The sequence below is a fragment of the Nocardia sp. NPDC102475 genome (assembly GCF_055584605.1).
Genome location: NZ_JBVJLS010000030.1, coordinates 86,649 through 109,182 on the forward strand (window position 1 = coordinate 86,649; position 22,534 = coordinate 109,182).

At 66.0% G+C, this 22,534-nt stretch carries 22 protein-coding genes; 11 read left to right on the top strand and 11 right to left on the bottom strand.

Features of this window, described 5'->3' with window-relative positions:
* The first annotated feature begins 27 nt into the window (after nucleotides 1-27).
* The 5 genes from ACZ60G_RS37690 (at nucleotide 28) to ACZ60G_RS37710 (ending at nucleotide 5,011) form a co-directional block, all read left to right on the top strand.
* Nucleotides 28-1,539: an ATP-dependent DNA ligase gene (locus ACZ60G_RS37690; RefSeq protein WP_465816539.1), complete on the top strand. Its 1,512-nt coding sequence runs from the start codon at nucleotides 28-30 to the stop codon at nucleotides 1,537-1,539.
* Nucleotides 1,540-1,724: 185 nt separating this feature from the next.
* A complete protein-coding gene (locus ACZ60G_RS37695; protein WP_465816541.1) occupies nucleotides 1,725-3,005 on the top strand; it encodes a lipase family protein in 1,281 nt (426 codons plus the stop codon).
* 90 nt (nucleotides 3,006-3,095) lie between these two features.
* Complete coding sequence (locus tag ACZ60G_RS37700) at nucleotides 3,096-4,349, top strand: inorganic phosphate transporter (RefSeq protein WP_465816543.1); 1,254 nt, start codon at nucleotides 3,096-3,098, stop codon at nucleotides 4,347-4,349.
* An 11-nt stretch (nucleotides 4,350-4,360) separates the two neighbouring features.
* Nucleotides 4,361-4,642 (top strand): hypothetical protein, encoded by a 282-nt coding sequence (locus ACZ60G_RS37705; protein ID WP_465816545.1) that lies wholly within the window; start codon nucleotides 4,361-4,363, stop codon nucleotides 4,640-4,642.
* 12 nt (nucleotides 4,643-4,654) lie between these two features.
* Nucleotides 4,655-5,011 (top strand): DUF3349 domain-containing protein, encoded by a 357-nt coding sequence (locus ACZ60G_RS37710; RefSeq protein ID WP_465816547.1) that lies wholly within the window; start codon nucleotides 4,655-4,657, stop codon nucleotides 5,009-5,011.
* 114 nt (nucleotides 5,012-5,125) lie between these two features.
* Here ACZ60G_RS37710 and ACZ60G_RS37715 read toward each other — a convergent pair whose 3' ends face one another.
* The 7 genes from ACZ60G_RS37715 to ACZ60G_RS37745 all read right to left on the bottom strand — a co-directional run bounded on the left by ACZ60G_RS37715 (nucleotide 5,126) and on the right by ACZ60G_RS37745 (nucleotide 11,705).
* Nucleotides 5,126-6,541 carry a glycosyltransferase 87 family protein gene (locus ACZ60G_RS37715; RefSeq protein ID WP_465816549.1) on the bottom strand — a complete coding sequence of 472 codons (1,416 nt, stop codon included), beginning with the start codon at nucleotides 6,539-6,541 and terminating at the stop codon, nucleotides 5,126-5,128.
* Between the two features lie 128 nt (nucleotides 6,542-6,669).
* On the bottom strand, nucleotides 6,670-7,497 hold the full coding sequence (locus ACZ60G_RS37720; protein ID WP_465816551.1) for a class II fructose-bisphosphate aldolase: 828 nt from the start codon (nucleotides 7,495-7,497) through the stop codon (nucleotides 6,670-6,672).
* Nucleotides 7,494-8,444, bottom strand: a complete 951-nt coding sequence (locus ACZ60G_RS37725) for a hexose kinase (protein WP_465816553.1) — start codon at nucleotides 8,442-8,444, stop codon at nucleotides 7,494-7,496. Before ACZ60G_RS37725 ends, ACZ60G_RS37720 begins: the two co-directional genes overlap by 4 nt.
* Nucleotides 8,441-9,589, bottom strand: coding sequence for an N-acetylglucosamine-6-phosphate deacetylase (locus ACZ60G_RS37730; protein ID WP_465816555.1), 1,149 nt, complete (start codon nucleotides 9,587-9,589; stop codon nucleotides 8,441-8,443). Before ACZ60G_RS37730 ends, ACZ60G_RS37725 begins: the two co-directional genes overlap by 4 nt.
* Nucleotides 9,586-9,714 carry a hypothetical protein gene (locus tag ACZ60G_RS37735; protein ID WP_465816557.1) on the bottom strand — a complete coding sequence of 43 codons (129 nt, stop codon included), beginning with the start codon at nucleotides 9,712-9,714 and terminating at the stop codon, nucleotides 9,586-9,588. Before ACZ60G_RS37735 ends, ACZ60G_RS37730 begins: the two co-directional genes overlap by 4 nt.
* Complete coding sequence (locus ACZ60G_RS37740; RefSeq protein ID WP_465816559.1) at nucleotides 9,711-10,760, bottom strand: ROK family protein; 1,050 nt, start codon at nucleotides 10,758-10,760, stop codon at nucleotides 9,711-9,713. The genes ACZ60G_RS37735 and ACZ60G_RS37740 overlap by 4 nt, the downstream gene beginning before the upstream one ends.
* Before the next feature lie 30 nt (nucleotides 10,761-10,790).
* Nucleotides 10,791-11,705 carry an SIS domain-containing protein gene (locus tag ACZ60G_RS37745; RefSeq protein ID WP_465816561.1) on the bottom strand — a complete coding sequence of 305 codons (915 nt, stop codon included), beginning with the start codon at nucleotides 11,703-11,705 and terminating at the stop codon, nucleotides 10,791-10,793.
* A 195-nt stretch (nucleotides 11,706-11,900) separates the two neighbouring features.
* On the opposite strand from ACZ60G_RS37745, the gene ACZ60G_RS37750 reads away from it, so the two are divergent.
* The 4 genes from ACZ60G_RS37750 (at nucleotide 11,901) to ACZ60G_RS37765 (ending at nucleotide 15,730) form a co-directional block, all read left to right on the top strand.
* Nucleotides 11,901-13,151 (top strand): extracellular solute-binding protein, encoded by a 1,251-nt coding sequence (locus tag ACZ60G_RS37750; RefSeq protein WP_387294690.1) that lies wholly within the window; start codon nucleotides 11,901-11,903, stop codon nucleotides 13,149-13,151.
* A 1-nt stretch (nucleotide 13,152) separates the two neighbouring features.
* Nucleotides 13,153-14,061, top strand: coding sequence for a carbohydrate ABC transporter permease (locus ACZ60G_RS37755; RefSeq protein ID WP_465816563.1), 909 nt, complete (start codon nucleotides 13,153-13,155; stop codon nucleotides 14,059-14,061).
* On the top strand, nucleotides 14,058-14,963 hold the full coding sequence (locus ACZ60G_RS37760; protein WP_465816565.1) for a carbohydrate ABC transporter permease: 906 nt from the start codon (nucleotides 14,058-14,060) through the stop codon (nucleotides 14,961-14,963). Before ACZ60G_RS37755 ends, ACZ60G_RS37760 begins: the two co-directional genes overlap by 4 nt.
* Nucleotides 14,964-15,076: 113 nt before the next feature.
* Nucleotides 15,077-15,730, top strand: a complete 654-nt coding sequence (locus tag ACZ60G_RS37765; protein WP_465816567.1) for a TetR/AcrR family transcriptional regulator — start codon at nucleotides 15,077-15,079, stop codon at nucleotides 15,728-15,730.
* A gap of 44 nt (nucleotides 15,731-15,774) precedes the next feature.
* Here the strand turns inward: ACZ60G_RS37765 and ACZ60G_RS37770 are convergent, their stop codons facing one another.
* The gene (locus ACZ60G_RS37770) at nucleotides 15,775-16,923 is read right to left on the bottom strand and encodes an FAD-dependent monooxygenase (RefSeq protein WP_465816569.1); all 1,149 of its coding nucleotides are present in this window, start codon (nucleotides 16,921-16,923) and stop codon (nucleotides 15,775-15,777) included.
* An 88-nt stretch (nucleotides 16,924-17,011) separates the two neighbouring features.
* On the opposite strand from ACZ60G_RS37770, the gene ACZ60G_RS37775 reads away from it, so the two are divergent.
* Together ACZ60G_RS37775 and ACZ60G_RS37780 are read left to right on the top strand one after the other, a co-directional pair.
* Nucleotides 17,012-17,584, top strand: coding sequence for a TetR/AcrR family transcriptional regulator (locus ACZ60G_RS37775; RefSeq protein ID WP_465816571.1), 573 nt, complete (start codon nucleotides 17,012-17,014; stop codon nucleotides 17,582-17,584).
* 119 nt (nucleotides 17,585-17,703) lie between these two features.
* The gene (locus ACZ60G_RS37780; protein WP_465816573.1) at nucleotides 17,704-18,495 is read left to right on the top strand and encodes a DeoR/GlpR family DNA-binding transcription regulator; all 792 of its coding nucleotides are present in this window, start codon (nucleotides 17,704-17,706) and stop codon (nucleotides 18,493-18,495) included.
* 9 nt (nucleotides 18,496-18,504) lie between these two features.
* On the opposite strand, the gene ACZ60G_RS37785 is transcribed toward ACZ60G_RS37780, so the two are convergent.
* From ACZ60G_RS37785 to ACZ60G_RS37795, 3 genes are all read right to left on the bottom strand, one after another.
* Entirely contained in the window at nucleotides 18,505-19,854 is a 1,350-nt protein-coding gene (locus tag ACZ60G_RS37785) for a HEAT repeat domain-containing protein (protein WP_465816575.1), read from the bottom strand.
* A 67-nt stretch (nucleotides 19,855-19,921) separates the two neighbouring features.
* Nucleotides 19,922-20,887, bottom strand: coding sequence for a sigma-70 family RNA polymerase sigma factor (locus ACZ60G_RS37790; protein ID WP_465816577.1), 966 nt, complete (start codon nucleotides 20,885-20,887; stop codon nucleotides 19,922-19,924).
* Between the two features lie 35 nt (nucleotides 20,888-20,922).
* Nucleotides 20,923-22,443, bottom strand: coding sequence for a DHA2 family efflux MFS transporter permease subunit (locus ACZ60G_RS37795; protein WP_465816579.1), 1,521 nt, complete (start codon nucleotides 22,441-22,443; stop codon nucleotides 20,923-20,925).
* Nucleotides 22,444-22,534: the final 91 nt, after the last annotated feature.

Consider the following 22,534-nt stretch of genomic DNA (forward strand, 5'->3'; position numbering starts at 1 on the left):
GTCACAGGGGCGGGTTACCGTCGAGTGATGCTGTTCTCGGATGTCGTGCAGGCCTCGGAGACCGTCCGTGCGACCCGGTCCCGGAAGACGAAGATCGCGACCCTGGCCGCGCTGTTGTCCGAGGCCGCCCCGGATGAGCTGGAGCCGGTGGTCGCCTGGGTCTCCGGTGAACTACGGCAGGGGCGCATCGGTACCGGGTGGCGCACGCTGACAAACCTCAACTGCGAGCCGAGTGAGCTTGCGACGCTGACGGTTTCGTCGGTCGACGGCCCGCTGAGCGAATTGGCCACCACCTCCGGCCCCGGCTCGACCAATCGGCGCAAGGAATTGCTACGCGGATTGTGGACCGCGGCCACCGCCGAGCAGCAGGCATTCCTGATGCGCCTGCTCGGTGGCGAATTGCGCCAGGGCGCGCTCACCGCGATCGTCGCCGAGGCGGTCGCGGTGGCCGCGGCGGTGCCGATCGAACTGGTCCGGCGGGCGTACATGCTCTCCGGGCAGTTACCGGTCACGGCCGTCGCCGCGCTGACCGGTGGGGCCGAGGCGCTGGGCGAATTCCGGCTCGAGGTCGGCCGCCCGATCCAACCCATGCTCGCCTCACCCGGTGCCACGCTGGACGAGGCGATGGCCGAATTCGGCGACGAGGTGAGCGTCGAACACAAACTGGACGGCGCGCGCATCCAGGTGCACCGGGAGGGTTCGCGGGTCTGGGTATTCACCAGGACGTTGCGCGATATCACCGCCGGTGTGCCGGAACTGGTCGATCTGGTCGCCCAGCTCGACTGCACGAGCGTGGTGCTGGACGGAGAAACGTTGGCGCTCACCGATGCCGGACGGCCGCGTCCGTTCCAGGAGACGATGAGCCGCTTCGCCGAGGTCAGCTCGACCAGGGAATTACTGCTGCACCCGTACTTCTTCGACTGCTTGCACCTCAACGGTGCAGATCTGCTCGACGCGCCGCTGCACGAGCGCCGCACGGCACTGACCAAGGTGGCGGCCGCACACAGCATCCCGGCCCTGATCCGACCCGACGCCGAGGCGGCCGCGGAGTATTTCGACGGTGCGCTGGCCGCCGGGCACGAGGGTGTCATGGTCAAGTCGTTGACCGCGCCGTACGCCGCGGGCCGTCGCGGCCGGTCCTGGCAGAAGATCAAGCCGACGCACACTCTCGACCTGCTGGTGCTCGGCGCGGAATGGGGTTACGGCCGTCGCACCGGATATCTGTCGAATCTGCACCTCGGCGCGCGCGATTCGGTGACCGGTGATCCGGTGATGGTCGGCAAGACCTTCAAGGGCCTCACCGATGCGCTGTTGCAGTGGCAGACCGCCGAATTCCCGCGGCATGAGCGCGCCCGTGACGAATACACCGTCTTCCTCTGGCCGGAACTCGTGGTCGAGATCGCCCTCGACGGCGTCCAGGTGAGTCCGCGCTATCCGGGGGGCGTCGCCCTGCGCTTCGCCCGCGTTGTGCGGTATCGACCCGATAAGTCCGCCGCCGATGCCGACACCATCGAAACGGTCCGCGCGCTGCTGCCGTAATCGAGCGGTCCGTGCTGCCTCGCCCCGCATCGGGATCCGCGCGCGGGCGTCCGAATCGTTATGCGGGCCCAGCGGTCCTGCTCCCGGCATTTGTACTGGTCATAGGCCAGACTGGCTCCGGTTTGGTCCGGTACACGGTCGGAAACGGGGACTCGGCGTTGCTCGGTGCGGCACGAAAACGATGGATGGGAACGTGGTCGGCCATCGGCCGGCCGATGCGGAAGGTGGCGGTGCTCGGTGCGGTGACTTGTGTCGGGGCAGTATTGGCGGTCGGTATGCCGGGAACGGTTGCGGCGGAGCCGGATCCGGTCGCCGGTATCTTGCACCCCGCGCGTGATCCCGCCTCTGTCATGCCGACGCCGCTCGCCGACCCCTTCTACACACCGCCGCGGGGTTTCGAAAATCTGCGTCCGGGTGCGGTGGTCGCGGCCCGTGTCGTCGATATCGGGCCGGAGCCGACGCCGGTCACCGCCACCGAACTGGTGATCCGGTCGACCGATGCCAAGGGTCGTCCGGTGCCGGTGGTCGCCACCCTGCTCATGCCCATCGGGCCGTGGGAGGGTTCGGGGCGCAGGCCTCTGGTCGCCTACAACGTGCCGATCGATTCACTCGGCAATATCTGTGCGCCGTCGCAGCAGCTCAAGCTGGGTCTAGCGGCCGGTCTCCGCTCGGTGCAGCTGGCGTTGTCGAAGAACTATGCGGTGATCGTGCCCGATCATCAGGGTCCGCGACAGGCGTACGCGGCCGGTCGCATGGCCGGACATGCGGTACTGGACTCGATACGCGCCGCCGTGCAGACGCCCGAGTTGGGTCTGTCGCCCGATGCACCCACGGTGGTCTCGGGCTACTCCGGCGGTGCCATCGCCTCGGGCTGGGCGGCGCAACTCGCACCGGAATACGCGGGGGAGCTGAACCTCGTCGGTGCGGTGGTCGGTGGCGTGCCCGCCGACTTCGGCCTGCTCATCAATACGATGAACGGCGCCAATGCCGCCTCCGGGGTATTCCTGGCCGCAACTCTCGGTCTGGCCAGGGAGTATCCGGAGATCATGGGCCTGTTCAATGACAACGGTTGGCGGCTATCGCAATTCGCGAAGGATCTCTGCTTTCTGAACGCGGCGCTGCTCGGCGTACTCGCGCCCATAACCGTGGACACGCTCACCGATGTGGCCCACCCGACGGAGCTGCCGATGATCAGGGAGATCCTGGCCGAGAACCGCCTCGGCACCGCCGCGCCGCGGGTGCCGGTCTTCCTCTACCACGGCATCAACGAGGTGTGGATTCCGTTCGCCGGGGCCGAACACCTCTACGACGACTGGTGCCGGCTAGGGGTTCCGGTGCGCTTCGAGGCCCACCTCGGCGAGCATCTGATCGTCGCCGACACCGGGGGTTCGGCCGCCAATTCCTGGATCGATCAACGCTTCGCCGGCGCGCCCCAACCGGTCGGCTGCTCGAAGGTCAGCAGATAGCGCGAAGATTCACGGTAGCCGATCGAAAATGCGTCCAGACAAGCGGCAACCGCATGGTAATCCCGATCATGAGTGCCGCACACTGGAGGGGTGAGCGCGGACCTATTGGTACTTCTGATCGTCATCGTCACGGCACTCGCATTCGATTTCACCAACGGCTTCCACGACACCGCCAATGCCATGGCGACCTCGATCGCCACCGGCGCACTGCGGCCACGGGTCGCGGTCGCGGTATCCGCGGTCCTGAATCTGCTCGGCGCATTCCTATCGGTCGCGGTCGCCGCGACGGTGGCCAAGGGCATCGTCCGGCTCGATGCCGTGCAGGGCGAGGCACTGCTCGTCATCGTGTTCGCCGGTCTGGTCGGCGGCATTCTCTGGAATCTGCTGACCTGGCTGTTCGGCCTGCCGTCGAGTTCCTCGCACGCATTGTTCGGCGGCCTGATCGGCGCCACCATCGCCGCACTCGGCTGGGGCGGGGTGATCTGGGCGCACGGCGCGGACGGCGTGCTGACCAAGATCGTGCTGCCCGCCCTGCTCGCGCCGATCGTGGCCGCACTGGTCTCCGCCATCGGCACCTGGGGCATTTACCGGATCACCGGGAATTCCGATCCCGACAAGGTGAACGAGGGCTTCCGCTGGGGCCAGATCGGCTCGGCGTCGCTGGTCTCGCTGGCGCACGGCACCAATGACGCGCAGAAGACCATGGGCGTGATCTTCCTGGCATTGGTCGCGCACGGCACCTTGACCAAGAACGACGAAATGCCGCTGTGGGTAATGGCGGCCTGTGCCGTCGCCATCGCGGCGGGCACCTACCTCGGCGGCTGGCGGATCATCCGCACCCTCGGCAAGGGACTGGTCGAAATCGACTCGCCGCAGGGTCTGGCCGCCGAATCGGCTTCCGCCGCCATCATCCTCACCTCGGCCCATTTCGGGCTGCCGCTCTCGACCACCCAGACCGCGACCGGATCCATCCTCGGCACCGGACTCGGCAAGGGCGCGGAGGTGCGCTGGGGTGTGATGGGCCGGATGACGGTCGCCTGGTTGCTGACGCTGCCGCTCGCGGGTCTGGCCGGTGCGATCTGCTGGGCCATCGCGCATGTCATCGGCGGGCTGCCCGGTGTGCTGGTGGTATTCGCACTGCTGATCGCGCTGTCGTCGGTGATGTACCTGCGGTCGCGGCGGGATCCGGTGGACACCGGCAATGTCAACGAGTGGCCCGGCGACACGCCGAACGCCGGTACCGAGGTTGCGAAGGACGCCATGCCGGTCGTCGAGGACGGGGAACACGATGTGTCCGACGGATCGCCCGCGCCGGAAACCACCAATCGTTCGGCCCAGGTCTGAGGAGGCGCATCGTGCACACACTCGTCACGAATCTGGACGCGCTGTGGAGGGTGACCGTCGCGGGTCTGCTGCTCGGCGCAGGGCTGCCGATCGTCTTCGCCGTCGGGGTCCGGCTCCGGTCGGTTGCCGTTAGGGTGCCTGCGGAAGGCGGTGCCGCCCAACGCAATTACTCGGCACTGGCCGGTGCCTACGCCTGCTTCGGGCTGATCGTCGCCGCGATTGTCACCGGAATTCTTTACACCGCTAAGGCATTTCTGGCCGCTAGATTCGGTGTCCATCTGTTCGGAGCGTGAGAAGGGTGACCCGTGACTGATCCAGCGAAATCCGCTCAGGTCCGGCCGAATCTGCTCGGCCGGGTCATCGGCTGGCTGCGGGCCGGCTATCCACAGGGGATACCGCGGTCGGACTACGTCGCCCTGTTCGCGGTGCTACACCGCCACTTGACCGACTACGAGGTGGTGGTGATCGCCGAGGAGTTGGTGGACTCCAATCCGGACAGCGAGATCAGCCACGCCGATATCGAAGGTGCGATCGCGCGGATGGCAAAGGAGCAGCCGGACGCGCACGATATCGCCAGGGTCGCTTCACATCTGGCGGCCGGCGGCTGGCCGCTGGCGACCCCACTGACCGATACCGAATCTTCCGATCCGACAGACTGTTAGCGCCGACTGATCGGTTCCCAGACGATTCACAGCTGGTTTGCCAGCATTCTCGAGGTGATCGGAGCAGGATGATCAGTGTCGGCGAACGAAGCGGCTCCTCGTAAAAGAGGAGCCTTACCCCACGGCTTCCAATTCGCTCGACCCCGGCGGTTCACTGCTCGGACCGTCTTCCCGCCGACCGGCGGCGCCCACCCCTCGCTCGCGCCGCCGGTCCGCGACTCCCTCGTCGGGCAGTTGCACGGTGTTCAGCCGGAGCGGAATCAGCCAGACGATCGCGGCGACTAGTGCGATGGTGGCGAGCAGGGTGTACGAATCGCCGAGTAGGAATTGCCACACCGTCCACCGGAATTCCCGGCCATTGGTCTGTGGTACCTGCCAGATCAGCCCCTGCGGCAGCAGTGGCAGATCCGGATCCCATGCGCCGACCTGGTCGGACCGCAGTGGCCAGGCGAATACGAACAGGTAGATGAGCCCGGGTACGGCGATCCGGACGGCGAGTGGACGATGGCGCAGCACGTGGATCAGCCACAGCAGTGCCGGTGTGATCCACACCCAGTAGTGGGTCCAGGAAATCGGCGAGACCAGCAGCATTACCGTGGCCGCGAGCAGTGCGCCCAGCAATTGGTCACCGCGCAGGTGGGCGATCCGCGCGGCCGCCATTCCGGCGAGTCCGAGCAGTCCGGCGCAGACGAACGAGGACGTGGTGTCGCCCCAGGTCGACCATTCCAGGCGGCCGAACATGCCGTTGATCGACTGATTCTGCACATAGGCGAAGCCGATTCGGTTCTGCGAGGTCGTGGTCGTGGTCCAGAACTGCAGTGCCTGGGTCGGCCGGTACCAGAAGCCGATCGCGACCGTGGCGCCGAAGGTCGCCGCGGCCGTCGCGGCGGCACGGAACTGGCGGGTGATGAGCAGATAGACGATGAAGACCGCGGGGGTCAGCTTCAGTCCGGTCGCGATGCCGATGAGGATGCCCCGATATCGGCTCTCCTTGGGCATGGCGAGATCGGCCAGGATCAAGGCCATCAGAATCGCGCTGAGCTGACCGAACCGGAACGCCTGCTGGACGGGCTCCAACCAGATCGCTGCGCCGGTGACGGCGATGCTCAAAGCCAGCAAACCCGTTCCGCGGCGCATTTGCTGGAGTCTGGCGGCGCTCCAGACGCTCACGAACAGCGACACCATGGTGAGCACCGTGACGCCGGTCCCGATGTAGTTGATCGGGAATCGCGACAGTTCGGCACAGATCCACGCGGCGAAAACGGGATAGAGGAAGGGCAGGCCCATCGGTCCGCGGCCGTCGTACAGCAGCGCGGGATGAGTCGCCGCGGCCGTACCGCCCCACATATAGACCTGTAAATCGATTTGGTGCCAGTACATCTGCCAGTTGGGCCGCACGAACAGCAGCCAGGCGCCGATGGACAGGGAGGTGAATACTATTGCGGCACTGAGCGTTGATTTGTGCGAGACCTCGAGCTGCGTCTCCGCACCGGCAGCGCGCTGTTCTCCTGTTTGCAGGATGACAGCCATGGAGTTGTTATTCCTTCATCAGGTGATACAGCTCTAGCGGACAGCAAATCCTTAGCTAAACTAAAGGCAATCCATCGTATCATCGCTGCCCAACGACGGCTGCCCATACTTTTCCCGGGGTGGGAGACCTACTCTGCGAGCACCCGCAGCAGATGTTCGACCTCGGACCGGATCGCATCGCGAGCGGGCTGCAGGTACTTGCGCGGATCGGCAATGGTTGGGCTGTCCGCGAGCACGGTCCGAATCGCCTCGGTGGCAAGGACATTCAGCCGGGTGGCGATATTGATTTTGGTCATGCCGTGCTCGACGGCGGCCCGCAGACCGGCGTCGGGGACGCCGGAGGAGCCGTGCAGCACAAGGGGGACAGGGACTTTCGTGGCCAGCCGAGCAATCAGGTCGTTATCGAGTTCGGCGGTGCGGGTCCGCATGGCGTGCGAGGATCCGACGGCGACGGCGAGGGCGTCCACGCCGGTTGCCGCGACGAATTCGACGGCCTCGTCCGGATCGGTGCGGACGCCGGGGGCGTGCGCACCGTCCTTACCGCCAACCTCGCCGAGTTCGGCCTCGACGAAGACATCGCGGTCGTGGCACCAGCGGACGATATCGGCGGTGGCAGCGACATTTTCGGCGTAGTCGAGGGTGGAGCCGTCGTACATGACGGAGCGGATACCGAGATCGACCGCGGCGCGAATGAGTTCGAACGACGTGGCATGGTCCAGGTGCACGGCTATATCGGCGCTGCTGTCCGCGGCAATGCTCGAGCAGGCCAGCGCGATCGGGGCGAGATTGCCGTGGTAGCGCACCGTATTCTCCGAAAGTTGGAGCAGCACCGGCCGATTCGCCGCCTCGGCGGCCGCGGCGATCGCCTCGGCGTGTTCGATGGTGATCACATTGAAGGCGCCGAGACCGCCCGGGCGGGCGGCCGCGATCAGGTCCGCGACGGGTCTCGAGGTCATGGGGAGGTCTCCTGCGGGGTGGCTAGTCGTTCGACGATCACCGTCGGTGCGATCTGGGTGCGCAGGCGGCGGTCGATTTCACCGGCGACCGGGATGACGACCGCGGCGGCCGAGGTGGCGACGGCGTCTACCAGAACGGCGGGCCAGTCGGGGGTGTCCTTCGCATCCGACAGGGCCGCGATCACCGCTGCTGTCGCGGAATCGCCAGCGCCGGTGGGATTTCCGGCGAGTGGTTCGGGCAGGGCCGCCGACCATGCGCCCTCGGCGGTGACCACGACCATGCCCTCGGCGCCGCGGGTGGCGATGACGGCGCGCACACCGCGTTCGATGAGCGGCAGTGCGGCCGTGGCGACTTCGTCCGGGGTCACCGGGACCCGTCCGGTGAGGCGTTCCAGCTCTTCGGTATTCGGCATCAGCACGATGCCGGGGATCTGCGCGGCCAGGCGCAGTGACTCGCCGTCGACATCGCAGACGGTCGGGACACCGGCGGCGATGGCGGTGCGCGCGATTTCGGCGGGCAGGCCGTGGGCGATGCCGCCCGGCAGTGATCCCGAGATGACCAGGCCGTTGATATCGGGCAGCATGCCCGAAACGCGGACCGAGAGCTGTTCGGCGGCATGCGGATTCGACACCCGTGCACCCGGCTCCCACAGTGCGGTCGCGGTACCGTCGCCCGATTCGCTGATCACCACCGTGCGCCGGACCCAGGGCAGTGCGTGCACGAAGTCGACCGGCATCTCCAGCTCGGCGGCGGCGGCGAAGGCGTGGTCGGAGAATCCCGTTGCCCTGGCGTATTTTCCGAGCTGATTGAGCACCCGCGTCACATTGATGCCCTTGCCGCCGATGCGCTGCTCGACCGAACGGACCCGATGGGCCTGGCCGCGTTCGAAATGCTCTACCCGGTAGGTCATGTCGTAGGCGGGATTCATTGTCACGGTGAGGATCACGTCAACAACTGTCCACGTCTGAGCACCCGGCGCAACTGTAGATTGTCATCGACTATCAGCAGGTCGGCGAAATGGTCGGCCCTGAGGTCGCCCACATCGGCCAGTCCTGCCGCCACGGCCGGTACCGAAGTGGCGGCGATCACAGCCTCGCGCAGCGGCACACCGCATTCCTGGACGGCCCAGGCGAGGCAGTGCAGGAGGTGGGCGGTGCCGCCCGCGATGGACCCATTGGCTATCCGGGCCACGCCATCGGCGACGTACACGACTTGCGGACCGAGCTGATATTCGCCATCGGGCATGCCCGCTGCCTGCATCGCGTCGGTGATCAGCGCGACCTGTCCGGGTGCGGTCGCGAAAACCAAAGCGCCGAAACCGGAGTCGATGTGTACGCCGTCGCCGATCAGCTCGACGACGACCTGGCGCTGCGCCGCGGCGACGAGTGCGGCGGCCACCGGACCGGGTGTTCGGTGATGCAGTGGCGGCATTCCATTCGCCAAGTGCGTGACCAGACTGCCGAATCCATTGGGTCGCATAGCCTGTCCGAACCGGGGGAAATCGGTATCGCTGTGGCCGAGGGACACCACCACATCGCTGTCGGAAAGACGTTGGGCGACCTTATCGAATCCCGGCAGCTCCGGGGCCAGCGTCATGACCCGCAGATGTCCGTCGGCGGCAGCGAGCAGCCGTTCGGTCAGCTCGAGATCGGGATCGCGCAGATATCGGGGATCCTGTGCACCACACCGTGCGGCGGCCAGAAACGGTCCCTCGGCATGGATTCCACCGATGGTGCCGTCCGCCGCCAAGGGGCGCAGCGTGGCGACCTGCGCGATCATGTCGGCCGGGGCGCCGGTGACAACGCTGGCCAGCACGGTGGTGGAGCCGTGCGTGTGATGGAACTCGGCGGCCGCGCGCGCCTCGGCACCGTCGACGGTGTCGAACCGATGGCCGAAGCCGCCGTGGTTGTGAATATCGACGAGGCCTGGCAGTACGGTGCCGGAAAATGGCGGCACGGTCGAATCCGGATGCGCGGCAATCCAGTCCACGAGCGGGCGCACCCTTTCGATCCGGCCTGCGCGGACGGACACGACGCCGTCGTCGAATTCGGATGTCGCCGATACGATCCGTCCACGAATCTCGAGACTCATGCGGGCACCTTTGCATGGGCGAGCGCCATTTTGTCGACCAGCTCTTCGTAGCGTGGGGCCGAACCCATCGGTTCGATGCGCCGCCGCCGACGCACTGGACCAGCACCGCTCTCGTCGCGAGTCACGTGAGCGCTCCCTGTCTGGCGAACAGGGCCGCACCCATGAGCCCCGCGCGAACACCGAACTCGCCGAGCACCACCCGCGGCGCGGGCACCACGCGCAGGCGTTCGGCAATGGTGTGGTGCAGGGGTTCGGTCAGCGCGGGGCCGGCCCCGGCCAGGCCGCCGCCGAGAATGATCAGTTCGGGACAGGCCGCATGGATGAGGCCGAGGAGTCCGTCGGCAAGCGCGCTGATCGCTTCGGCGACCACGGCTTTGGCATCGGTATCGGCATCCAGTATCGCGAAAACATCAGCTGCGCTTGCTGTTTCGTGACCGGTTCGCTTCGCGTAGGCGCGGGCGATGGCTGCGCCGGACGCGACGGTCTCCACGCAGCCGATATTGCCGCAGGGACAGCGCAATCCGTCGGCGTGCCGCACCGGGATGTGTCCGTATTCGCCGGTCTGTCCGTACGCGCTGCGCATCAAACGGCCGCCGACGGAAAGGGTGCCGCTGATGCCGGTCCCCAGAATCACCACGCAGACGTCGTCGTGGCCGCGCCCGGCGCCGAAACGCCATTCGGCCCAGCCCGCCACCGCGACATCGTGCTCGATCAGCACCGGCATACCCCAGCGATCGGTGAACCGATCGCCGATATGCACATCGCGCCAACCGACATTGCTGCTGAATACCGCGATCGAACGGACCGGATCGACGATGCCCGGCAGCAGTACCGCCGCGCGCGCGACGCGGTCGCGCTGGTCATCGGTCAACTCCGCCAGCAACTGATCGCCGAGTGCCCCCATGGTTTCGAAGGCCGCCTCGCCCTGCGGCGTGGCCACCACGCCCGACGCGAGCACCATCCCCGCCGCGTCGGTGACCTCGCCCTTCATCGTGGTGCCGCCGACATCGAGGCCGAGCACCAGCAGATCATCGGTCAACGCCGTGACCGGTTGCTGTTGCGCAACCGGCCCCGGCGCTGCCGCGGCGTCCGGCACCGCCGAGGTCGCCACGTCCGTGCGGTCCGCGAGATCGTCGCGGCGCACGGTGGCCGGGGGCTGTTCGGTTCCCATATCCGCACAGTAGTTCCTGGTAGCTACCGCTCACCGATCCAGAACGACGGAACGGTTGAGGTTGCGCGGATGATCCGGGTCGAGCCCTTGGTCGGCGGCGCGCAGCACACAGAGCTGGTGCACCCGCACCAGATCGGCCATCGGATCGATATCGCGATGTTCGAAGTGCGCTCCGGTGACGGCCACGTCCGCCGCGAAATTGGGGACAAGCGGTCCGAAGGCCCAGACGGCGCGGCCGGGGGTGGAGATGCTGATCGGTCCGTGCCGGTATTCGGTCTGCAGATACGACTCGGTCCAGGACTGGCAGGATTCGCGCAGCTTGAGCCCCGCCTCCTCGGCGATCGCGGCCGCGAAACCCATCCCGACGAAGCTGATCTGCTCGGCACGACGCACGTCGGCCAGTGTCGTAGCTGGATCCTCGGCCAGTACGGCCCTGGCCTGCTCGATGGCCGGACGCAGATCCTCGCCGAGATGCCAGCGCAGAATCGCCAGCGCGGTAGTGGCGAAACGGGTCTGTACCACCGACTGCTCGTCGACCTCGTCGATCAGGATCGAATCGCCCAGGTCGAGCACCGGGGTGCCCGGACTGCTGCAGATGACGGTGCGCGGAATGTGCGCCGGTATCGCCCGCATGGCATCGACCACCTCGGTGGTGGTGCCGGAGCGGCAGATGACGAGGTAGCGGTCGTAATCGCGATCGCCGCGGACTTCGCTTGCGGGCCAGGCGTCGGTAATGCCCTGCCCCGAACTCTCGCGCAGTGACGCGATGGCACGGGACATGAACAGCGAAGTGCCGCAACCGATGACGGCGACGCGCTCGCCCGGTTGGGGCAGTACGGCGCGGTGTTCGGCGGCGGTGGTCTCGGCGCGAACCCAGTCGTCGGGCTGGGTGGCGACTTCGGCGGCCAGATGAGTCGCGGGGGTGGGGTGAGCGGAAATCGGCACAACAACAGGATCACTCTCGGTGATCGTTCATGTCAAATTTACGAGCAAATCAGTCACATGTGATCACGGTTGGGTCTAGCCTCTATCCGTAGCGAATGCTTGCAGGTCGCTCGAAAGGATCGGCTCAAGCGATTCGTTCGCTCCATCATCGGCGCTTCAGTAGCGCCCGGAGTGAAAATTTGAAAGGTTCTGCTCGTGAAAAGACCTCTCCACGGCGTCCTCGCGGGGATCGCGATGGTCACCGGCCTCGCACTCGCCGTCTCGTCCTGTGGTTTCGGCTCCAAGGATTCGGCCGACTCCGATACGACGATCAACTTCCTGGCTCCCGCCTACAGCGACGGTGCCAATGGCACGAAGGCGCTGTGGGACCGGATCATCGATGACTTCCAGAAGCAGAATCCGGACTACAAGGTCAACCTGCAGATGGAGTCCTGGGAGTCGATCAACGATGTGGTGAAGACCAAACTGCAGTCCAAATCCACCACCCCGGATCTGCTGAATATCGACGCCTACGCCAGCTTCGCCGGTGACGGCATGCTCTATCCGGTATCCGAGGTCGTCTCCCCGAATGTGCTGTCGGATGTGCAGCCCGGCTTCGCCAAGAACGCGTCGCTGAACGGCACGCAGTATGCGATGCCGCTGTTCGCCTCCACGCGCACGCTGTTCTACAACACCGACCTCTTCGCGAAGGCCGGGGTGAGCACGCCGCCCAAGACCTGGGCCGAGCTGACCGATGCCGCCAAGAAGATCCAGGCGCTCGGCGGCGGCGTTTCCGGCTACGGCCTGCCGCTGGGCAGTGAGGAATCGCAGGCCGAGACGTCGCTGTGGACCTTCGGTGCCGGCGGCAACTGGTCCGATGGCGACAAGATCACCGTGGATACCCCGCAGAACCTGGAGGGGGTCAAGGCCATGCGGGAGATCTTCGACGCCGGTGTCACCCAGCCGAATCCGGGTGCGACCAACCGCAAGGATGTCATCAACTCCTTCATCCAGGGCAAGGTCGGGATGATCGAGGGGCTGCCGCCCACCATCGCCCAGATCGCCGATAAGAATCCGGGCCTGAAGTACGCCACCGCGCCCACGCCGACCAAGGACGGCGCGCCCGTCACGCTGGGCGTGGCCGATCACCTGATGGCATTCAAGAAGGACGGCAAGAAGGCCGAGACGATCAAGAAGTTCCTCGACTTCTTCTACTCGGCGAATGTGTACTCGAACTTCGTCAAGAACGAGCACTTCATCCCGATCACGACCAGTGCCACCGCGGTGCTCGCCGACGACCCGGTGACCAAGGCCTTCGCGGCGACCCTGCCGGTGGCCAAGTTCTACCCGAGCAATAACCCGAAATGGGCTGCGGTGCAGGGCGCCATGCATCAGCAGATGGGCACCATCGCCCAGGGTGCGGACCCGGCTCAGGTGTTGCAGCGGATTCAGGAAGCAGCGAAATAGCGTGGGGCGCCCAGGAACCCGGGTACTTTCGGGGAAGAACTCGACACTGCGGGCCGTCCCCTGGATCGGGCCGACTCTGGTGCTGATCGCGGCGATTGTCGCGTTCCCGGTCGGCTATATGGTCTGGACCAGCACCCGGGACCTGAGCGCCTACGGACAGGACCGCGGTCCCGCCGGACTGGCCAACTACCGAAACCTATTCGATATCAGCGAATTGGGATCGGTATTGGCGCATACCGTGGTCTGGGTGGTCAGCGTCGTGCTGATCACCCTGGTGCTCTCGGCGGGGCTTGCGCAGTTCCTCAACAAGGATTTCCCGGGACGCACCGCGGTGCGGATGGCGATCCTGGTCCCGTGGGCGGCCTCGGTCGTGATGACGACGACCATCTTCTATTACATGCTCGATCCCGATGTCGGCATCGCCAACCGGTTCCTGGTCGATATCGGGCTGCTGGACCGGGGCTACGGCTTCACCAAACAGCCGACGCCCGCCTTCCTGGTGGCGATCGGCGTCGCGGTCTTCGTCTCGATCCCGTTCACCACCTACACGATCCTGGCCGGGCTGCAATCGATTCCGGCCGAGATCGATGAGGCGGGCCGGGTAGACGGCGCCAATGCGTGGCAGCGCTATCGGTATCTCACCCTGCCGCAATTGCGTCCGGCGATCGCGGTGGCGACGATCATCAACATCATCAACGTGTTCAACTCGCTGCCCATTCTGCAGGTGATCACCGGCGGCATCGCGGGCTTCGGTGCGGATACGACAACGACGTTGACGTTCAAGCTGATTCGGCAGAACCAGCAGCTCGACACCGCCGCCGCCATGAGCGTGCTCAACTTCGCGCTGATCGTGGTCATCATCGCGATCTATGTGAAGGTCATCAAGCCGACCCAGCAGGTGGACGCATGACCACACAGGCCGACATTCACATCGAGGGTGTGGACCTCCCGCCGGACGCAACGGTTGACGAGGCCCCGACCGGCCGAACTCGGCGGCGGCGGTGGGAACTCACCGCGGTCGGGGTGGTGCTTGCCGTCATCTTCCTGACTCCGTTCGTGGTGATGGTGCTCGGCTCGCTGAAGAGCCGCGCCGAAATCCTGCGCATCCCGCCGACCTATCTGCCCGAGACCTGGCATCCGGACAACTACGCCACCATGTGGGACACCCCGGAGACGCCGCTGCCGTACAACCTGGTGAGCACGGTAGTCATCTCGTTCTGCGCCACATTGCTGGTGCTCTTCGTGGCCATTCCGGCCGCGTATTACACGGCGCGGCACAAGTTTCCGGGACGCGCGATATTCCTCGCGCTGGTGCTGGTCACCCAGATGTTGCAGCCGACGGTATTGGTGACCGGCCTGATCCGGCAGTTCTTCACCCTCGGCATCAATGACACCTGGCTGGCCATGATCCTGGTGAACGCCGCGTTCAACCTGTCGTTCGCGGTGTGGATCCTGCACAGCTTCTTCGCGGCGATTCCGGTGGAGATCGAGGAGGCCGCGCAGCTCGACGGTCTGAGCCGCTGGCAGATCCTGGTCCGGGTGAGCCTGCCGCTGGTCTGGCCGGGCATCGTCACCGCGACGATTTTCGTGGTGGTGGCCTGCTGGAACGAATTCGCGGCGAGCCTGGTGGTGCTGACCACGCCGGAGAACCAGCCGCTGTCGGTGGCGCTGACCAAGTTCGTCGGGCAATACGACACGGCGTGGCAGTACGTCTTCGCGATCTCCACGGTGGGCATCGTTCCGGTGGTCATCCTGTTCGCGTTCATCGAGAAGCGCCTGGTCGCAGGGCTTACCGCGGGCAGCGTGAAGTAATCCTCCGGGAGACGGCGGGTGGCCTTGTGCCCCCGCCGTTTTCGACGATGATGCGCAGGCCGCCGGATGTCTGCGCTCCGGGGTAGGCGCTTCCGACCGGTAGTATCGGATCCGTGGCACGGCAGGATGACGAACGCAAGGAGGGCCGCAATTACGGCGGGCTGTCCAAGGAACAGCGGGTAGCTCAGCGGCAGGCGCGACTCATCGATGCCGCGCTGGAATTATTCGGTACCCAGGGCTATGCGGCCACCTCGATCGAACGGCTGTGTGCCGTCGCGAATGTTTCTACCCGTAGTTTCTACGAAGATATGGGCAGTCGCGAGGCCTTGTTGATCGCGCTGGTCAATCGCATTACCTCGCATGCGGTCGAACGAGCGCTGGAAAGTATGTCGAAGACTGCGGGCCAACCGCTTTCGACGCGGGTCGTCGACAGTTTTCGGGCCTATCTAGAGGTGACCTGCGCCGATCATCGGTCGGCGCGGGTGTGTTACGTCGAAGTGGTCGGCGTCAGTCCGGCCGTGGAGGATTGGCGCAGGCAGCAGCGCCGCCTACTCTCATCGCTGCTGATCAGCGAGGCGGAGCGAGCCGTCGAGCGCGGCGAGACCAAGGCACGCCGGTTCGATCTGTTCGCGCTCGCGGTGATCGGCGCGGTGAATTCACTGGCCCAGGAGTTGGTGTGGACCACCCATCCCGATACCGAAGTGTCACTCGATGAAATATGCGAGGAGATAGCGTATTTCGTGAATTCTGGGCTCGCGTTGAATTGACGGTGGGCCAATCGTTCTGGCCGAGACATCGGAGGCAATGAGCTTCAAGCGGCGCACCTGGCCCGATCGCGGATGGCCGTGACAGCGGGGAGGACCCGAGTCGCGGTATTGCGCAGTGCAATTCCGGCCTTCGTGGCCGGAATCAGCATCGACGCCGCGGTGGCCACGCCGTCGAGTTTGGGATCGACCAGCACCCGGTGCCGGGTCTCGTAGCGCTGGAACGCCGCCTCGTGGTCCTCGGGTGTGGCCGCCAGCTCCTCCGCCAACGTGTACGCACCGGCGATCGCGAGGGTGGAGCCGTCACCGAACAGTGAGACGCAGGATGCGGCGTCACCGAGCAGGGCGATGCGTCCGTCCGACCAGCGCGGCAACTCGCCCTTGCTCACGGAGTCGAAGAACAGGTCGTCGGTGTCGCGGACGCGGTCCAGCAATTCGGGGACCCGCCAGCCCTGATCGGTGAACGCCTCGATGACCAGGCGCTTGTGCAGTTCGGTATCGCGGTGGTCGAAACCGGGTACGCCCTTGTGCCGGAACATGAATGCCGCGAGGGCGCGACCCTTTGTCGGGTGCACCGACAGTGCCCGTCCCGGTGTGTTGTAGATGAGAACTTCGCGGTCGCTGCCGAATGGTTCATCGAGCCGGATGGTGGCGATGTAGATGCCCATATGCCGGACGAATTCGGATTCGTCGCCGAAGGTCAGGCGGCGCACCGCCGAATGCAGGCCGTCCGCGCCGATTACGAAGTCGAAGCGGCGGGGTTGGGCGTGTTCGAAGGTGATGTCGACACCGTCGGGTTGCTGTGTCAGGCCGGTAATGGTGTCGCCCCAAACGAATTCGGCATTGTCGCGGCTCGCGTCGAGCAGGATCGCGGCGAGATCGGCGCGCGGGACCTCGACTTCGCGGTCGCCCGCCGATCCCTGGAAGGCTTTCAGGTCGACACGGGCGACGCGACGGCCGCTCGCATTGACGAAATTCATGTGGGACACAGCGGAATTCGCGGCACGCAGTTGCGGCATGATGCCCATGCGCTCGACCACATCGATGGCGGGTCCCTTTACGTCGACCGGATTTCCGCTGGAGCGTTGGCCCGTCGCCCGCTCGACCACCGTGACCTGGAAGCCACGGTCGGCCAGCCAGTACGCCAGGGTCGAGCCGCCGATGCCCGCGCCCGAGATCAGAACCGTCTTGTTCATGACAACACCTTTCGACTAAGTGGACGAATTTCGTCCGGTTAAGGAGAGCGTACAGTAAGCGGAAGGATTTCGTCCACTTAACTTGGAGGTGAGGGCGACGACCGATCTGAAGAGGGCGGACGCCAGGAACAACCGGGATCAGATCATTGCCGCGACGCTGGTGACCTTCCGTGAGCAGGGTGTCGATGTGCCGATGAAGGAGATCGCGGATCGGGCGGGTGTGGGTGTCGGCACGCTGTATCGGCACTTCCCGGACCGGGATGCATTGATCGCCGAGACGGCCCGGTCCTACCTCGCGGATCTGGCCCGGTTGGCGGCGACCGCGTTGGAGCAGGAGGGCGCGGCGTGGCCTGCGCTTGCGCGGTTTCTGCACGAGTGCGCGCAGCGCCGGGTCGGTGCGCTGGCATCGGCGATCGAGCCGAATCTGCATGCCGAGATCCAGGCCGATCCGCGGTTGCAGGAGGTGCGGGGGCGGATTGTCGAGTCGGTCTCGCGGATGACCAGGCAGGCGCAGGCCGCCGGTGCCATGCGCGCCGATATCGAGCCCGGCGAGGTGGCTGGGCTGATGACGTTGCAGATCTACACCCGGGCCGGTGAGTCGTATCCGGAGGCGGTTCGCCGGGTGGTCGATCTCGTGCTCGATGGGTTGCGGGCGCGGTGATAGAGGCGTCCGGCCGGTAATACGGCGGCCGAATCTCTACCGTCGGCACGTGCCTGTGGTCGAATTGTTCGCGTGCATGGAAAAACGGCAGGTAGTCCGCATGGGCCGGAAGATATGAAATGACCGGACCGACGGACCGGCCGCAGCGATGGAACCGACTGCTGGAACTGCTCGCCGAAACCGGACGGCTCTCGGTAGAAGAAGCCGCCGAACGCCTCGGAGTTTCCCCGGCGACGGTGCGCCGCGACTTCACCGCACTCGCCGAACAGCAGTTGGCGACCCGGACGCACGGCGGTGTGGTCGCGACTTCGGTCGCCTACGACCTGCCCGCGCGTTACCGGCAGGGTGCGGACGAGGCGAAGCAGCGGATCGCGGAACATGCTGCGGGACTTATCGAACCGAGTGCGGTAGTCGGAATGAACGGCGGGACAACGACGACCGCCGTGGCGCGAGCATTGGCCGGACGGGCAGATCTGGCGAATGCCGCTGGCGACCAACTGACCATCGTCACCAACGCGCTCAATATCGCGGGTGAGATGGTGCTGCGACCGCATATGCGCACGATCGTGCTGGGCGGGGTGGCGCGGCGGGAATCCTATGAGTTGCACGGGCCGCTGGCCGAGCGGGCATTGGCCGAATTGCGTTTGGATGCACTGATTCTCGGCGTCAATGCGATTTCCGCCGAGGGTGGCGCACAGTGTCGGCACATCGACGAAGCGGGAGTGACCACCGAGATGGTGCGGCGGTCCGGGCATGTGATGGTTGTCGCCACCGCGGACAAACTGGAGCGCTCGGCGCTGGCTCGGATCTGCGGGATCGAGCAGGTCGATGTGCTGGTGACGGATTCGGATGCGGATCCGGGTGCGGTCGCGACGATTCGGGCTGCGGGGGTCCGAGTAGACGTGGTCTAGGCCGGTTCGCTAGCAGGTCGAACTCTCGATGCTGAAGGCGCCGCGGTGTCCCAGGCGACGCCCGCAGGCGGTCAATGCCAGCACGCCGTGCCCTCGAGTACGGGTGTGCGCGCCGATTCGCGACGGATCGACCGAGGTGCGTCCGGCAATCAGCATTGGTCTTACCGTGTCGGGGATTCCGGTTTGCCGCCCGAACCTGTCTTCGGTGTCGGTCGAAAAGCCGGTCTCTGCTGCGTGCCCCAGGCCGGATTGCATCGGCTCGACGTATTCGCTCCAGTCCCGGTAGTAGTAGCGCAGCACCTTGCCGTGCTCTGCCAGGCACCATCCCCACCAGTCGCCGCAGCCGCTTTCGTAGTTCTGGCCGTACCAGTGCGCCTGCCCGAACCGCTCGCTCAGGGCCGCGCAGCGCGCTTGCCGCTGCTGGTGTTCGCGGCCGTCCGAGGTGTAATCGCCCTCGATGTCGAGCAGCCGGTGCAACTCGTGATCGTGGCGAGCGAGTTCTCCATCGGCAAGAGGTGTGCCGAACACCAAGGTCCAACCGTCGAGTACGGGACTCACATATATCCGGGCGCAATCGGCATGGTCGTCGTAAGCGGTGCGGCTGTGTCTCGAGTCGTGGCCCCGCCAGGTGTCGGTGCCTATCGACCAGGTCACCGCCACCGGATCGGACAGGTCGAACGCGTCCAATACCGCGGCCCGGTCCGTGGTTTCGATGGCATACCAGCCATCCTGCGGGACAAAGGGTTGGGGAACATCTGCCGCGATCTTGGCCCGCATCAGCCGGGCCAATACCGCCAGGTCGCGTGGTTCCGGTGTGTCCCAGCCGATCTGGGCGAGCGCCGCCAGTGCATACCGCCGCTCGGGCGCCCGAGAGCCTCGGACCCGACGCAACAACGGCACCGCGGAACGACCCAGCCGGCCGAATGCGTCGATCGCTTCGGCACGCACCCGCTGCACCGGATCCGCCAGCAACGGAACCAGCAGGGGCGCGTACTCACTGCGGCGACGGTAGCCGAGCACGCAGGCGCTGCCCGCTCGCACCTCCGCATCTTCGCCGCAAACCTGGAGCGCGAAATCCGCAGTATCCGAAGCCGCCGCGATACCCAATGCCTGACAGCACAACTCGACGACGTCCGGAGTCTGCGCGATCGCGAGTTGCACGATCAGCGGGCGATACGCGACGGGCCCGAACCGCCGCAGCACCGCGATGATGCCCGAGCGGTCGAGCCACGAATCCGGATCGACCAACTCGTCGAGTAGCGGCTCGATCACATAGTCACCCGCGGCCACCATCGCTTCCACCGCTTCATCTCGCAGAGACGCATCGGCGAGCGCTGCTGCGGCGGTTTGCAAGTCCACGCACCGTTCCTACCATCCGCCGCGGACAAGCTCGACGATCCAGCCGACCCGAACTTCGAAGAACGGTTCAGAGGGTGGTCGGTAGGCCGAAGCCTGGGAAGAGGGTGGCATCCAGGAAGACCGTGATTCGGTCGATGGCCGCGTCGCGGAGGGTGAGCAGGTGGATGGAATGTGCGTGGTAGGTGTCGGCTTCGTCGCGGCGGTAGTAGGCGATCGCGGGTTGGGTGTTGGCGGAGGTCGGGATTGCGCGCCACTCGCCGGGTGTGGAACCGCACTTGTCGGTGAAGAATTCGACGACGTGGGCGCGGCCGGCGAACCAGAGGAGGGCGGGCGGCATTTCGAGGACGACATCGTCGCGTAAGAGCTCGGCGAACGAAGCCATGTCGGCATTGCCGAAGGTGGTTACGTATCGGTCGATCATCGCGCGTTCGTCCGGGCTCAACGATTCCGATATGCGGTCGAGCATGGGGGCGTCTTTCTCCAATTGGGCGTGGGCGCGTTGCAGTGCGCTGTTGACTGCGGCGGTAGTGGTTTCCAGCAGGTCGGCGACTTCGGCCGCGGACCAGGCGAGTACGTCGCGCAGGATCAAGACCGCGCGCTGCCGGGCGGGTAGGAATTGCAGAGCCGCGATGAAAGCGAGCCGGATGCCGCTGCGGGCCGCGATCACGGTTGCCGGATCGTCGGCGGCGGTGCCGAGCAGGGCATCGGGGATCGGTTCCAGCCAAGGGATTTCGGGATGGCGCTCCGGTTTGGTGACCACGGTATCGCTGGGCCCGCCGAGTCCGGTGGGCAGCGCCCGCCTGCCGCGCTGTTCGAGCGCGGTCAGGCAGGCGTTGGTGGCGATCCGATACAGCCAGGTGCGCAGCGACGCCCGCGCTTCGTCATAGCGGTCGGCTGAGCGCCATGCTCGCAGCATCGTCTCCTGCACCAGATCCTCGGCGTCATGGATCGAGCCGAGCATCCGATAGCAGTGCGCGAGCAGTTCGGGCCGGTAGGGCGCGGTGCGCGCCGCGAAATCCGTACTGACCGTCATGGGTGCACAACCTACCGAGGAATCCGTGGCGCTGGTCATGCCTTCACCCCGGTGCGGTCCTCGCGAGCTGCCGAGTCGGAGGTCATCGCGTCGCTCGGTGTGCTCGCAGGGGCGGAGGCCAACCCGTCGCTCGGTGGTCCCGCAGGGTCGGCCGAAACCGGCTCTATGGCGTTCGGCGCGGGTGCGGGAATGGGCGCACCGGCCGGGATGAGCAGGCCGATGGCAGCGCCGAGGAGCGCAAGCAAAGCCGCTGTACCGATGGCGGCCGCGAAACCGTCGCTGAAGGACCGTGCGCCGGTGAAGCCGCCGACCGCCGCGAAAACAGCTGCGGGGACCGCGATTCCGAAGGCGCCACCGAGTTGGCGCAGGGTGTTGTAGGTGCCCGACGCGGCTCCGACGGCGGGCATCGGAACCGCGCGCAGCACCGCACTCTGCGCAGCGGGAATCGCCATCGACACACCGACGCCGGAGATGACGAAGGGCGCGATCATCGCGGTGTACGGCAGGTCCGGTCCGGCGGTGAAGGCGATCCATCCGTAGCCGAGGGCCTGCATGAGCAAACCGGTGATAACCAGCGGACGTTCACCGAACCGGTTGACTTGCTTGCCCGCGATCGGCGCCACCAGGAACAGGGTGACCGTCCACGGCGCCAAGCGCAGCCCAGCACCGAGTGGGCCTTGCTGCTGCACGATCTGCAGGAACTGGGCGAAGAAGAACGCACCACTGAAAATCGAGGCGGCCAGCAGGAATCCGACCGCATTGCCCGCCGAGAAAGCACGCGAGGCGAAGAAGCGCATGGGAATCAGCGGCGCGGTGGTGCGCAGCTCCCAGCGTACGAATCCGATCAGTGCCACCGCACCTGCCAGGAAAGCGAGCACTACTTCGGCGCCGGCCCAACCGGATTCATTGCCCCGAATCAGACCCCAGACGATGCCGAAGGCGGCGACGCTCACCAACGCGATTCCGAGAAAGTCCAATCTGCGTGCCTCGCCGACACTTTCGGCCAGCCGCGTGCTCACCAGCGGGATCAGCGCAGCTCCGATCGGCAGGTTCAACCAGAAGATCCACTGCCAGGCCAAGCCCTGCACCACCGCACCCCCGACGAGTGGTCCGCCGAGGGTGGCCAATCCGGTTGCCGCCGCGAATAATCCGAGCGCCTTGGTCCGCTGCTCCGGCTGGAACGCCGCCGAGAGCAAGGCCACCGCCACGGGCATGATGGCGGCTGCCCCTATGCCCTGCGCCGTCCTAGCGGCGATCAACAGACCCAGAGTCGGTGCGAGCGCACATCCGGCGGACGCCGCGCTGAACAACACCAGCCCGCCGACGAGTACCCGTCTGCGGCCGTATCGGTCACCGAGTGCCGCGCCCGCCATCAGCAGCACCGCGAAACTCAGGTTGTAGGCATTGATCGTCCATTCCAGCTCGCCGAGCGATGCGTGCAGATCGAGCTGGATCGCATGCATCGCGGTCGTGACGACCAGTGCGTCGAGCACGATCATCAAACCCGCGAGTGATGTCAGCGCCAGTACCCAGCGCTGTCCCGTGGTCATCTTCATGGCATTCCCTAAGTTCGTTGTTGTCTGGGGTTGGTGCCCTGGATGCCCAGAGCGGTGGGGTGTAGCTGATGGCTTTCTGCCTCGGTCGAGG

What these genes read in the sequence shown, in the direction of transcription:
- ACZ60G_RS37740 (WP_465816559.1), bottom strand. Translation starts at nt 10,760, where the DNA reads ATGGGAACCGAACAGCCCCCGGCCACCGTGCGCCGCGACGATCTCGCG.
- ACZ60G_RS37795 (WP_465816579.1), bottom strand. Translation starts at nt 22,443, where the DNA reads ATGAAGATGACCACGGGACAGCGCTGGGTACTGGCGCTGACATCACTC.
- ACZ60G_RS37730 (WP_465816555.1), bottom strand. Translation starts at nt 9,589, where the DNA reads ATGAGTCTCGAGATTCGTGGACGGATCGTATCGGCGACATCCGAATTC.
- ACZ60G_RS37760 (WP_465816565.1), top strand. Translation starts at nt 14,058, where the DNA reads ATGACCACACAGGCCGACATTCACATCGAGGGTGTGGACCTCCCGCCG.
- ACZ60G_RS37780 (WP_465816573.1), top strand. Translation starts at nt 17,704, where the DNA reads ATGACCGGACCGACGGACCGGCCGCAGCGATGGAACCGACTGCTGGAA.
- ACZ60G_RS37790 (WP_465816577.1), bottom strand. Translation starts at nt 20,887, where the DNA reads ATGACGGTCAGTACGGATTTCGCGGCGCGCACCGCGCCCTACCGGCCC.
- ACZ60G_RS37695 (WP_465816541.1), top strand. Translation starts at nt 1,725, where the DNA reads ATGGGAACGTGGTCGGCCATCGGCCGGCCGATGCGGAAGGTGGCGGTG.
- ACZ60G_RS37720 (WP_465816551.1), bottom strand. Translation starts at nt 7,497, where the DNA reads ATGACCTCGAGACCCGTCGCGGACCTGATCGCGGCCGCCCGCCCGGGC.
- ACZ60G_RS37715 (WP_465816549.1), bottom strand. Translation starts at nt 6,541, where the DNA reads ATGGCTGTCATCCTGCAAACAGGAGAACAGCGCGCTGCCGGTGCGGAG.
- ACZ60G_RS37690 (WP_465816539.1), top strand. Translation starts at nt 28, where the DNA reads ATGCTGTTCTCGGATGTCGTGCAGGCCTCGGAGACCGTCCGTGCGACC.
- ACZ60G_RS37770 (WP_465816569.1), bottom strand. Translation starts at nt 16,923, where the DNA reads ATGAACAAGACGGTTCTGATCTCGGGCGCGGGCATCGGCGGCTCGACC.